This is a genomic window from Bacillus atrophaeus (assembly GCF_001584335.1).
In the GTDB taxonomy this organism is placed as follows: domain Bacteria; phylum Bacillota; class Bacilli; order Bacillales; family Bacillaceae; genus Bacillus; species Bacillus atrophaeus.
Genome location: NZ_LSBB01000002.1, coordinates 206,580 through 218,597 on the forward strand (window position 1 = coordinate 206,580; position 12,018 = coordinate 218,597).

At 42.7% G+C, this 12,018-nt stretch carries 10 protein-coding genes, 2 tRNA genes and 1 rRNA gene; 5 read left to right on the top strand and 8 right to left on the bottom strand.

Going from position 1 to position 12,018, the window contains the following annotated elements; all coding sequences use genetic code 11:
• Window positions 1–65 precede the first annotated feature (65 nt).
• The 4 genes from AXI57_RS05925 to AXI57_RS05940 are packed head-to-tail and all read left to right on the top strand — an operon-like array spanning window position 66 to window position 3,806.
• Window positions 66–1,019 (top strand): iron-hydroxamate ABC transporter substrate-binding protein, encoded by a 954-nt coding sequence (locus AXI57_RS05925; RefSeq protein WP_010787453.1) that lies wholly within the window; start codon window positions 66–68, stop codon window positions 1,017–1,019.
• Between the two features lie 18 nt (window positions 1,020–1,037).
• Window positions 1,038–2,042 carry a FecCD family ABC transporter permease gene (locus tag AXI57_RS05930; protein WP_010787452.1) on the top strand — a complete coding sequence of 335 codons (1,005 nt, stop codon included), beginning with the start codon at window positions 1,038–1,040 and terminating at the stop codon, window positions 2,040–2,042.
• A gap of 4 nt (window positions 2,043–2,046) precedes the next feature.
• Window positions 2,047–3,057: an iron ABC transporter permease FeuC gene (gene feuC / locus AXI57_RS05935; protein ID WP_061669547.1), complete on the top strand. Its 1,011-nt coding sequence runs from the start codon at window positions 2,047–2,049 to the stop codon at window positions 3,055–3,057.
• Complete coding sequence (locus AXI57_RS05940) at window positions 3,054–3,806, top strand: alpha/beta hydrolase (protein ID WP_061669534.1); 753 nt, start codon at window positions 3,054–3,056, stop codon at window positions 3,804–3,806. Before feuC ends, AXI57_RS05940 begins: the two co-directional genes overlap by 4 nt.
• A 9-nt stretch (window positions 3,807–3,815) precedes the next feature.
• On the opposite strand, the gene AXI57_RS05945 is transcribed toward AXI57_RS05940, so the two are convergent.
• The 5 genes from AXI57_RS05945 to AXI57_RS05965 all read right to left on the bottom strand — a co-directional run bounded on the left by AXI57_RS05945 (window position 3,816) and on the right by AXI57_RS05965 (window position 9,889).
• Complete coding sequence (locus AXI57_RS05945; RefSeq protein ID WP_094233136.1) at window positions 3,816–4,736, bottom strand: bile acid:sodium symporter family protein; 921 nt, start codon at window positions 4,734–4,736, stop codon at window positions 3,816–3,818.
• Between the two features lie 181 nt (window positions 4,737–4,917).
• On the bottom strand, window positions 4,918–6,351 hold the full coding sequence (locus tag AXI57_RS05950; RefSeq protein ID WP_061669535.1) for a SulP family inorganic anion transporter: 1,434 nt from the start codon (window positions 6,349–6,351) through the stop codon (window positions 4,918–4,920).
• A gap of 301 nt (window positions 6,352–6,652) precedes the next feature.
• Complete coding sequence (locus AXI57_RS05955; RefSeq protein ID WP_003327856.1) at window positions 6,653–7,699, bottom strand: zinc-dependent alcohol dehydrogenase; 1,047 nt, start codon at window positions 7,697–7,699, stop codon at window positions 6,653–6,655.
• The gene (locus AXI57_RS05960; RefSeq protein ID WP_061669536.1) at window positions 7,674–8,624 is read right to left on the bottom strand and encodes an inositol monophosphatase family protein; all 951 of its coding nucleotides are present in this window, start codon (window positions 8,622–8,624) and stop codon (window positions 7,674–7,676) included. Before AXI57_RS05960 ends, AXI57_RS05955 begins: the two co-directional genes overlap by 26 nt.
• Window positions 8,621–9,889, bottom strand: a complete 1,269-nt coding sequence (locus AXI57_RS05965) for an aspartate aminotransferase family protein (protein WP_061669537.1) — start codon at window positions 9,887–9,889, stop codon at window positions 8,621–8,623. The genes AXI57_RS05960 and AXI57_RS05965 overlap by 4 nt, the downstream gene beginning before the upstream one ends.
• Before the next feature lie 345 nt (window positions 9,890–10,234).
• Between AXI57_RS05965 and AXI57_RS05970 the strand changes: the two genes are divergently transcribed.
• Window positions 10,235–11,440, top strand: a complete 1,206-nt coding sequence (locus AXI57_RS05970) for an MFS transporter (RefSeq protein WP_061669538.1) — start codon at window positions 10,235–10,237, stop codon at window positions 11,438–11,440.
• Window positions 11,441–11,717: 277 nt separating this feature from the next.
• Here AXI57_RS05970 and AXI57_RS05975 read toward each other — a convergent pair.
• The 3 genes from AXI57_RS05975 to rrf form a co-directional block, all read right to left on the bottom strand.
• Window positions 11,718–11,790, bottom strand: a tRNA-Thr gene (locus AXI57_RS05975).
• A gap of 2 nt (window positions 11,791–11,792) precedes the next feature.
• Window positions 11,793–11,867 (bottom strand) — tRNA-Asn (locus AXI57_RS05980).
• A 48-nt stretch (window positions 11,868–11,915) separates the two neighbouring features.
• Window positions 11,916–12,018: ribosomal RNA gene (gene rrf, locus AXI57_RS05985) — 5S ribosomal RNA — on the bottom strand; the annotation flags it as partial.

Genomic DNA, 12,018 nt, shown 5'->3' on the forward strand with positions numbered 1-12,018 from the left:
TATATCTATTCATTCTCTATAATCTCAATTGATAATAGTTATCAATTGAACAGGGGGCATTATAGATGAAAAAAATGTACATTGCGATATTGATTTTGCTTCTCGCATTGACTGCTGCGGCGTGCGGCAGTAAAGAGGAAACCAACGGCAGCAGCGCCGCTGGAACAAAATCAGAAAAAAAGAAAATAGAATATCTCGACAAAACGTATGAAGTGAAAGTACCAACAGACAAGATCGCCATTACAGGAAGCGTCGAATCTATGGAAGATGCGAAATTGCTCGATGTCCACCCAGCCGGTGCCATCTCATTCTCAGGCAAATTCCCGGATATGTTTAAAGACATTACAGACAAAGCGACCTCTACCGGTGAAAAAATGGAACCGAACATAGAAAAGATTCTTGAGCTTCAGCCTGACGTCATTTTGGCATCTACGAAGTTTCCGGAAAACACAATAAAAAAACTAAGTAATACAGCGACCACCATTCCCGTTTCTCACATTTCTTCTAACTGGAAGGAAAACATGATGCTGCTTGCCCAGCTTACAGGGAAAGAGAAAAAAGCAAAAGAAATCATTGCTGACTACGAACAGGATCTCAAAGACACAAAAACGAAAATAAACGGCAAAGCGAAAGATTCAAATGCTCTTGTCATCAGAATCAGACAAGGTAATATTTATATCTACCCGGAACAAGTATATTTCAACTCAACTCTTTACGGAGATTTAGGCCTCACCGCTCCTGATGAAGTCAAAGCGGCAAAAGCTCAAGAACTCATCTCGTTAGAAAAACTAAGTGAAATGAATCCTGACCATATTTTCGTCCAATTTTCTGATGATGAAAACGCAGATAAGCCTGATGCTTTAAAAGACTTAGAAAAAAACCCGATCTGGTCAAGCCTCACTGCGGTTAAAGAAGATCATGTTTATGTCAATTCAGTAGATCCTCTTGCACAAGGCGGCACAGCTTGGAGCAAAGTCCGTTTCCTGAAAGCAGCAACTGAAAAATTGACACAAGACTAACTTAGAGTAGGTTTTTATATGTATTCAAAACAGTGGACACGTATCATTATGATCAGTTCTCCATTTGCCATTGCTCTATCTCTGCTGTTCTCTGTTCTTTATGGCGCGAAACATCTTCATGCAGATATCATTTTCACATCGATTCTGCATTTTGATCCGCAAAATACAGACCATCAGATTATATGGCATTCACGTATTCCCAGGGCTGCCGGCGCTCTTTTGATCGGGGCGGCCCTAGCTGTTTCAGGAGCGCTCATGCAGGGTATTACACGCAACTACTTAGCTTCGCCCTCTATCATGGGCGTATCTGACGGCTCTGCATTTATCATCACGCTTTGCATGGTGCTGCTCCCTCAATCATCTTCAATCGAGATGATCATATACTCATTTATCGGCTCGGCGTTAGGCGCCGCGCTTGTTTTCGGCCTGGCCTCCATGCTGCCTAACGGTTTTACTCCCGTGCAGCTTGCGATCATCGGCACTGTCACGAGCATGCTGTTAAGCAGTTTGTCGGCTGCCATGTCGATTTACTTTCAAATTTCGCAAGATCTAACCTTTTGGTACAGTGCAAGACTTCACCAAATGAACCCAGACATATTAAAGCTCGCCGTCCCTTTTTTCGTTATAGGAATAGTGATCGCCGCTTCACTCAGCAAAAAGGTCACGGCGGTCTCATTAGGAGACGATATTTCAAAAAGTCTGGGGCAAAAGAAAAAGGCAATTAAACTCATGGCGATGATTTCAGTGGTCATCCTGACTGGCAGCGCTGTAGCCCTCGCCGGAAAAATCGCTTTCGTGGGATTAGTCGTTCCCCACATAACAAGATTTCTCGTTGGTTCTGATTACAGCAGGCTGATTCCTTGTTCCTGTGTCATAGGGGGCGTTTTTTTAACACTATGCGATCTCGCCAGCAGATTTATCAATTATCCGTTTGAAACACCGATCGAAGTCGTCACATCCATCATCGGCGTGCCTTTCTTCCTTTATTTGATCAAAAGAAAAGGGGGAGAGCAACATGGTTAAAAAAATGACGGGAATGTATATCATCTTAGCTGTACTGATCCTTACTGTCGCTTATTTCAGCCTGACGAGCGGGTCATTCGCTGTACGTCCGGGAGAGCTGCTCTCCACTTTTTTTCAAATTAACCCCAATCCTCAATATGAAATTTTGCTGTTTGATTTAAGATTGCCCCGTATCGTACTGGCTGCTATCGTTGGACTCGGGCTCGGAATAGCCGGCGCCGTTATACAGGCCGTTACGAAAAATGGATTGGCTGACTCGGGGATTCTCGGGATTAACGCTGGAGCGGGAGCAGGTATTGTCGGATTCATGCTGATCTTTCAAGGACAAGCGAAAACAACGACTCTTGCAGCCGCAATGGGAACACCTTTTTTCGGATTGATAGGCGGCCTGTTAGCAGCAGCGCTGATCTATATGTTTGCTTGGCACAGGGGAAATCTGGATTCAGGCAGAATCATTCTCGTGGGAATTGCGATTAATTCAGGTTTTAGTGCGCTTACTTTATTCTTGTCCTTAAAAATGGACCCTCAAGACTATGAAATGGCCATGGTATGGAAAAACGGCAGCATTTGGTCGGCGAATTGGACGTACATCACAGCCATTCTTCCATGGCTTTTGGTGTTTATTCCTGCTCTCTTTGCTAAATCCAGACTGCTGGATACCATCCGATTTAACGAAGATACGGTCAAAAGCCTAGGCATCTCTTCTAATAAAGAAAAAACAATTTTATTGATTTCTTGCATCGCCATTATCAGCGCCTGCGTATCAGTAGCAGGCAGTATGGGATTCGTCGGTCTGATCGCACCGCATATTGCACGCAGACTGGCCGGCGTTGAACACCGCTATATTTTGCCATTAAGCGGTTTGATAGGCATGCTGCTTGTGTTATGTGCTGATTTTGCGGGTAAACTGTTTTTCCAGCCGGCAGAGGTCCCGGCAGGAATCATTCTCGCTATACTCGGTGTACCTTATTTCTTATACTTGCTTTTCAAGCAAAAAAGGGCGGCTAACAAATGAACGGCTCTATCAACGAACACATCTTCCGCACAAGAGCATTCAAGCTTTACCTCCCGCCTTCATACCACCGCCGCCGCACATCATTTCCGTGCGTATACGTGCAGGATGGCGGATCGCTGTTTGAAGAACAAATCGAGTGTTTGGAGGAGAAATTTCACCATGGAAAGCTGCCCGAACTGATTATTGCCGGCATTGAACCCAAAAACAGACTAAATGAGTACACGCCTTGGCCTGCGGCATCACTGCATGAAGCCTTTGATGATTTTGGCGGAAAAGGGGATCAATATCTGTCCGAAATCATAGATCAACTGATTCCTTATATTGAGGAAAACTGGAACATAGACGGAAGCCCACAAACAAGAGGATTTATCGGCTCCTCCTTGGGCGGGCTGATCTCCATGTTTGCTCTCTTGAAACATCCGCACATGTTTGGAAACATCGGCTCTATTTCCGGTTCTTTCTGGTATGAGAATGCGGCGGATATCATCAACCAATCCGCCATACAGCCTGCAAAACAGCGGATTTATATGTCTGTCGGAAGTAAAGAAGGCCTCGGAAAGCAAACCATTCAAAAAGAAATGCTCTCCAAAACAGAACAAGTGTATAACAGCCTTAAAAATAAAGGCTTCACACCTGATCATTTGCTATTCACAATTGAAGAGGACGCAGATCATCATCTCAAGTTTTTTATCCGGCAATTTGCAAACGCGTTAGAATGGCTTTACGAAAAAAACCGCTCATCCCTTTGAGCGGTTTTTTTACGCTTTTTGCAATACAGGCTTTAATTCATAGCGCTTGAGCAAATGGCCGAACAAAGCGGCCAATATCTGTTGGAACAGCATACCGATCACAACAGGGACCGCGACTTGCGAAGGAAAAAAGCCAACAGCAAGAACAGCTCCCGCGCTGATGTTCCTCATGCCTCCGGTATAAATGAGAGCCACGATTTCTTCCTGTCTTCTTTTCATTACTTTTCCTATCATCCAAGCAACCGCATATCCGGTCAAAGCAATGCAAAATACCATCACAGCAATCCCTGCGAATCTCAAATCAATCACTTGAAAATATGGGGCAATCACAGAACTGTTAATCGCAATGACTGCCATCAAGCATATTTTAGAAAAAGGAGAAAACGTCCGGCTTAAAACGGCTGTTCGTTCTGCAGGAGAAAACTGGTTGACAAGCATTCCCAGAAATGAAGGAATCACTACCATAATGATAAGCCCTTTCATCATACCCCATACATCCATATGGACCTGGGCGCCTGCTAATAGAGAAAGGCTCACAGGTACAATCAAAGGCGACAAAATCGTATCCACAAGTATAATGGAAAGCGTCAAACCGACATTCCCTTTATACATCGAGGCCCAAATCAGGCTCGTAATCCCAGTCGGTATCACAACCGCCAATATAAGTCCGGTAATAGTCAAGGGGTCGCCTTTAAAAATGAGATGACCGCTGCCCCAAGCAAAAACCGGCATGAAGATATGGAGAACAAACAAAGCAAGAATCATAGGCAGGGGATGAGCCAGAGCATGTCTAAGCGATTGAAAATTGGCACTCAGGCTGCCTGCAAACGTGATAAAAGCAAATATCCAAGGCACCGCGCCGTTCCATCCGCTTATATACTGAGACAGAAGCACACCGATCACCACACTAGACGGTGTTAATAACGGCATAATCCGGCCCAGCACTTGATTCAACTTCTGTAGCATCATATATAAGTCTCCTATTAATGTGTTTTCATTCTATTATATCAATGACAATCAACAGTTTTAACCAATATCTTATATTCTTATGTCCGGATCAATTTTTATAAACAGTGAAAAGCCCAGACATTTATAATCTGGACTTTCATTCTTACGCCATCTGTTTCAAAAGAGCCTGACTCGCTTCGTTTAAGCCCTTCAGTTCTGCTTCAATTCCTTGTTCTTTAAACTTCGCAACGATTTTACCAAGCGCAGCTACACCGGAATCATCCCATACATGGGCTTCACTTAAGTCAATCACAACCCGTTCGATATCCTCTCGATACATAAACGCATTCATCAGATCAGATACCGAAGCAAAAAAGATCTGTCCTTTTACTTTATATGTTCTCAGCTTTTGATCATCTGCATGAGAAATGATTTTCAATTTCGATATTTTTGCTACAAAAAACACCGCGCTTAATAAGACACCGGCAAAAACGCCTTTTGATAAATCATCAGTCAGAACGACTGTAATGACGGTAACAACCATAACAATCGAATCAGTAAGCGGCGATTTCCGTAAACCCTTCAGCGAAGACCAGTCGAACGTACCAATAGAAACCATAATCATTACGGCAACAAGCGCCGCCATTGGGATTTTTACAACCACATCGCTTAACACCACAATTAAAAACATCAGAAAAGCCCCGGCGACAAATGCAGATAGCCTGCCGCGGCCGCCTGCTTTCGTGTTAATCACGGATTGGCCGATCATAGCACAGCCCGCCATGCCGCCAAAAAACCCAGTCACGATATTGGCAATCCCTTGACCGCGGCTTTCTTTGTTTTTATCACTATCCGTATCCGTCATTTCATCAATAATCTGTGCTGTGAGCAGTGATTCAAGCAGCCCGACAAGCGCCAATGCAATGGAATATGGGAATATGATTTGAAGTGTTTCAAACGTCCACGGAACGTCGGGGATCAAAAATCCCGGCAATGAGCTTGTTAACTCACCCATATCACCAACCGTCCGCACATCCACGTGAAGGGTAATAGCGATAATGGTCATTACAATAATCGCTATAAGCGGTGAAGGAACGGCATTTGTAAACCTAGGAAGGATATATATAATCACTAAAGAACCTGCAACCATGGCATACATCATCCAAGAAGCTCCTGCAAACTGCGGAAGCTGGGCTGAAAAAATAAGAATAGCCAGTGCATTCACAAATCCTATCATGACTGATCTAGGTATAAACTTCATTAGTTTCGCAATCTTACTTATGCCTAATATGACTTGTATAATGCCTGTCAGTATAGTGGCCGCAAACAAGTACTGCAGTCCGTAATCTGCAACCAAGGACACCATAACAAGCGCCATAGACCCTGTGGCAGCGGAAATCATTCCCGGTCTGCCGCCAAAAATAGAAATAATAATAGCAATACAAAATGACGCATAAAGACCGACCATCGGATCGACACCGGCAATAATGGAAAAACCAATCGCTTCAGGAATTAAAGCCAATGCAACCAATATGCCGGCCAGAACATCTTTACGGACATTCCCGAACCATTGCTGTTTTAATGAAAAACCTTTCAAATATAACGACTCCTTTTTTAAACGTGAAATTCCGCATCATGTCAGTTGGGAGCTTTAATTGTTAATAGACGGGAAAGCAAGAAGCAACTTCTTCCGGAGAAACAGGGGAAACGTTCAGAGTATAGGATATAGGGGAAAGGAGTTATATACAAAGAGTATCATAATAAATTTATTTAGGATATGCAAGGTCAAATTGTGGCCACAAAACAATTGGATTATATTCCCTCGGTCCAGACCAATCACATGCATCATCATACAAAAACGGCTCAAATCAAGGGTAACATGAGCCGTTCATTCTTGCTTACACCAGCTTCGGATCAGATACAAGGATCGTTTTTATAGCTGTTATATCTTTTCTTTCCTTTGAATTCGGATCTATGCCCATGAGGTTCTGAACAGCTTGTTCAAAATTCTCTAATTCTACTTTCTCTGTGATCAAATCAGAGAGCTGAGGAAGATCAATCGCACATGACAACGCAGTCTCCATGATCTGCCTTGCCTCTCCGGTTCCTACAATGGTCACTCCATTGGAGAGTAATTGATAAGGTCTGATTTTCATTTCATACGTATCGTCAAAACCCATAGGCACAAGTCTTCCGCCTTTTTCTATTAACGGATAAGCCCAATCCAGCTGATTGCCGATCGCATCAAAAATAACATCAAATTTTCTTCCTTGATTGATTCGCTCAACCTCTTCAACAGTCAATGTTTCAGGATGATAAACATAGTCGGATATATGTTGCGCCGCTTCCGATCTGAATTTTCCAATCTCGGTCGCAACAGTCAGCCTTGCTGATTTTTTTACCATCATCTGAACAAGGAGCCCGATCGGACCCGATCCTAAAACCAATACGGAATCATCCGGTTTTATCGCGGCCTTTTCCACAACATTCAAGACGCAGGAAAGGGGCTCAATTAAAGTTGCTCGTTCCCATTCCATAGATTCCGGTATTTTGTACATGAATCGATCCTCGCCCACATAGTAATCCGCAAAAGTTCCGTGTGCTCCGAGGCCTAACTGCCAATCTTCAAAGGACTCGCAATAACAGGTTAAACCCTTTCTGCAATAGTAACATTTTCCGCAGAATTGGGTAGGATCAATGACAACTCGGTCGCCCACCCTTACATCTCTGACATCTTCACCAATTTCCACTACCTCACCAACTGACTCATGTCCCATGATCATGTTGTGAGTGGCATTCATTTTTCCTTTCAGTACATTAAGATCGGTACCGCATATACCGGTACCATATATTTTCACTTTTACATCATTCAGTTTCCGTATCTGAGGCTCGTCCACCTCTACATATTCAAGTTTGTCGTTAGGAGTCCAGACCAACGCCTTCATAGCTCCCTTCCTTTCTGTCCCAGCGGATTTGGTCTAACAACATTTGATGGAGTTCCTTTGTTGACGCTGCAATGCAAGATTGCTGGTTATCGTAGCTGAGATCCGTAAGAAGCATGCTATCCAAAGAATTTCCATAGGCGTCTGTTATCATAACGCCGGCTTTTTTAGCCAAAAATACGCTGGCCGCAATATCGTATGGAAACAAATGCAAAACTTGTCCGTTCCCTACATTCTGAAAATCGGATAGTAACCCAGGATTGTCTTTGAGTAAACGATTGCCAATATCCACATAAGCGTCCATCTGTCCCGTGATGATTCTGGAAATGGAGTAGGAGGCGCTATTAAAAACGAAGACTCCTCCATTATTTGCTGACTGGTCAATCAAATGGCCGTATGCATCAATCATAAGGTGAGCGGGGTGTCCATTGAACTCAAGGCTCCAGAACATATTTTTTATTTCTTTTACCTCGCTTAAATTTGGCAGTTCTCGCTGAAACCCTTCATAGTGAATACAATCAGAGTAGATATCGCCGTACATGTAAGCACCGGTTTTTAGCTCCAACAGAAAAGCAAATTCAATATCCTTAATTTGCGCATTCGGTTTGTACGCAGCTAATGCTATGGAGATACATGACATTTCAAGACCGGCAGCAGCCGGGCGGGTTCCATCAATAGGATCAACGATTAAAATGTATTGCGGATTCTCCCCAAACAACTTTAATCCGCCATCCTCCGTATAGAACGCGATTGGCACTTCTTGCTTTTGTATATATTCAAGTACGGCATCTTCAGCGGCTGCATCAATATTAAACTGTGCATCTCCACCCGGAGAATAACCGTTGACCAGCCGATTTTTCAATGTCCCTTTTTGATCTTTCACCTTTTGATAAACAAACTTCCCCATTCCAATAATATAGTCTCTCACTTTATATCCTCCAATAACTTACGGAGTTTGAAGCAAAGCACTTCAGCCTCACTGAGTGTAATCGTCAATGGCGGACGGATTTTGAACACATTTCCGAATCCATATCGAGAAGTACGAAGGATCAGTCCATGCTCCATTGCTTTATCCGCAATGTAATTTGTCAGTTCTACATCCGGCACATTGTTTTCTTTTACAATCTCAACGCCGATCATCAGACCGACACCTCTTACATCTGCAATAAATGTAAAGTCTTCTTTCATTTTTTCTAGTGAATCCATAATATAATTTCCAACAACTGTAACATTCTCTAAAAATCCAGGTCGTTGCATGATGTCAATGGTTTTACATGCAGCAGCAGATGCCAACACATTGGAACCGTAAGTGAAGGAGTGGGTGTAGCCTGGCAATCCTGTATACTTTTCTTCCGTCAGGGTGGCGGCGACTTGGAATCCTGTACCTCCTAACCCCTTTGCGACAGTCATCATATTCGGTTTTACATCAAAGTGGTCGGCAGCAAACATCTTTCCGGTTCTTCCAAATCCAGTCTGGATCTCGTCAAAAATGAGGGCAATATCATGCTCATCACATAATTTTCTCAACTGTTTAAAGTAATCTTTAGGCGGAACGACATTTCCTCCGTTCCCGGAGATCGGTTCAACAATCATTGCGGCAACTTTCCCATTGCTGGCGTATTCAATAAAGTCATTGATTCTTTCTACGCACAGCATACCGCACGAACCTGGTTTCTGGTTATAAAAACAACGATTACAATAAGGATCGGGAACTTGCAAGCCAAAAGAGAATTGTGGAGGGAATGGTTCTTTTCGAAATGAATTTCCGGATAAAGCTGACATCATATAAGTTTGTCCGAGGTGGCTTCGAAATAGTGAGATGACATCCGTTTTTCCGGAGTAGTACTGAGCCATTTTTATGGCTCCTTCGTTTGCAGCGGAACCGCTGCTGACTTTAGGGTGTACTTTTGTGAGATTGTCGGGGGAAATTTCTACAAGTTTTTCAGCTAGTTTATTTACGGCGTCTGTTTGATAAGAAGAAGTGACATGAATAAGCTTGTCCGCTTGATCTTTAACTGTGTCTATCACTTCCTTGTTGCTATATCCCAAATTCAAGTTGAACGTGGCGGATGCACAATCAATATATTCATTTCCTTCTTGATCGTATAAATAGATTCCTTCTCCTCTTTCCATCACCACATCGTCCACTTTGTAATACAAACTGTCTGGATTTGTAATTTCCTTCGTCCCCACATTACCACCCCTAATTTTTAATAGAAACATGTGAAACTGTTAACTATCGTATTCAGTATTGAAAATAATGTCAACGATATTTTTGTTAAATATGTTAAATATCTGTTAACTCTGCGATTAGAGATGCGCTGATAAAAATTGTATGATACGATAACAATAATTGTCTATAATGTAAAAAAAAACTGTATGCAATAGGTTTTCGAAACTGATACAGGACAATATTTACTATTTTTAAAAAGGTTCTTCTGAACTAATCATTTCAGCCCTCCAATAAAATAGTGCTCCCGCCAACTAAAATTAGCAGGTAGAAAATGGTGCTTATTTGACTAATAAGGAGATTAAATGATGAAAACTCGTCTGCTGTGGATCGGTTGTGTTTCCTACGGATTAATTGCTTTTACACTCGTTATACTAGGAGCCGTATTGCCTGAATTACTTTCACATTACTCCCAAAGTTATAGTAATGGCGGGGTGTTAGTATTTTCTCAATTTATGGGGTTTTTAATAGGCGTACTGGGAATGCCATTACTCGTTAAGAAACTGGGCAGAAAAAATGTGGTTGTAGTCGGCTTGGCCATGATTAGCTGTGAACTGGTCATTTTCTTTTTACCGCCGTGGCCGTTACTCTTTTTGTTTGTAAGTATGGCGGGGCTTGGAGCTGGATTAGTTGAATCATGTGTAGGGACGATTATCCTTACAGCGATTAAAGAGAAACAAGCCGTTGCCATGAGTAAGATGGAAGTTGCTTATGGTCTGGGAGCGCTTTTTATGCCGCTATTATCAAGTTTCTTAATCAGCAACGGCCTATGGGCATTGGCATTTCTTGTGTTAGGAGTAAGCTCATTTCTGCTTATGATCGTTTGGAGACAAATGAGTTTTGGCAGTTTAGACCACTTACTTATTCGCAAAGAAAGCAGTCCGGATATTAAAACACAAGGCCATACAAGCTATCGCAGCAAGGGTTTCCTATTTATTGCTTTAGCAGCAGCCTATTTCTTCTTTTATGGCGGCAGTGAAGTATCCATTGTACACTTTATACCTTCCATTTTCGCTGAAAAATGGGATATTCCCAATTCATTAGCGACGATAACGGTAACGATTTATTGGTCCGGAATGATCATTGGACGGTTACTGACAGGACCAGTTTCTGAAAAAATAACATACCATCGCTTTCTCCGTTTCATAAACATAGGCGGTCTGATTGCACTGGCCATATTAGCAGTCAGCCAAACCGTTTGGGTCGGATTTGCTCTTTGTTTCTTTTTAGGCCTGTTTATGGCCGGTATGTTCGCCATTGCCTTGATCATTACAAATCAGTTTTTCCCGGGGAAAACAGAACAAACGACAAGCATTTTGCTCGCTTCCAACGGACTCGGCGGTTCACTCTTGCCAATAGCAGTTGGCTGGAGTTTAGACGAATTCCCAGTACAGACAGCCTTTTGGTTATTTACTATTTTAATGGCATTCATGCTGATTCTTGTTATTGCGTTAAAGATATTGGAATCAGTTAAAATGCGTACACATGGACAATCCAAAACCGAATCCATATAGAAGTAAAAAAAGCTAATGACCATGTATAGGGTCATTAGCTTTTTGAATTTGAGCTGTTGATGCTGATTCAGTAAGATGATTCTCCCCGAATACAAAGGGCTTTTAATCAGAAACATGAGAGACTGGTTTGCCGATATAAAAACCGACAACACTGCACATATGATTGTGGAAAGAATCTGTTGAAGGAATAAAGCACTGTATTTGTTTGCAGTTTTTATATAAACAAAAAAAGCTTTCTCATTCTTGAGAAACCTCGTCAGATCAGTATATTCAGATAAGCTTCCAAGCGGGCTCGAACCGCTGACCTCTTCCTTACCATGGAAGTGCTCTACCTGCTGAGCTATGGAAGCAATGGCTCCGCAGGTAGGACTCGAACCTACGACCGATCGGTTAACAGCCGATAGCTCTACCACTGAGCTACTGCGGAATGATATAGGCTTCATATACAAACATGGTAGAAAATAAAACAAAAACTGCTTGGCGGCGTCCTACTCTCACAGGGGGAAGCCCCCGACTACCATCGGCGCTGAAGAGCTTAACTACCGTGTTCGGTATGGAAACGGGTGTGACCTCTTCGC

What these genes read in the sequence shown, in the direction of transcription:
- AXI57_RS05925 (WP_010787453.1), top strand. Translation starts at nt 66, where the DNA reads ATGAAAAAAATGTACATTGCGATATTGATTTTGCTTCTCGCATTGACT.
- AXI57_RS05930 (WP_010787452.1), top strand. Translation starts at nt 1,038, where the DNA reads ATGTATTCAAAACAGTGGACACGTATCATTATGATCAGTTCTCCATTT.
- feuC (WP_061669547.1), top strand. Translation starts at nt 2,047, where the DNA reads ATGACGGGAATGTATATCATCTTAGCTGTACTGATCCTTACTGTCGCT.
- AXI57_RS05940 (WP_061669534.1), top strand. Translation starts at nt 3,054, where the DNA reads ATGAACGGCTCTATCAACGAACACATCTTCCGCACAAGAGCATTCAAG.
- AXI57_RS05945 (WP_094233136.1), bottom strand. Translation starts at nt 4,736, where the DNA reads ATGCCGTTATTAACACCGTCTAGTGTGGTGATCGGTGTGCTTCTGTCT.
- AXI57_RS05955 (WP_003327856.1), bottom strand. Translation starts at nt 7,699, where the DNA reads ATGAAGGCGTTGGTCTGGACTCCTAACGACAAACTTGAATATGTAGAG.
- AXI57_RS05970 (WP_061669538.1), top strand. Translation starts at nt 10,235, where the DNA reads ATGAAAACTCGTCTGCTGTGGATCGGTTGTGTTTCCTACGGATTAATT.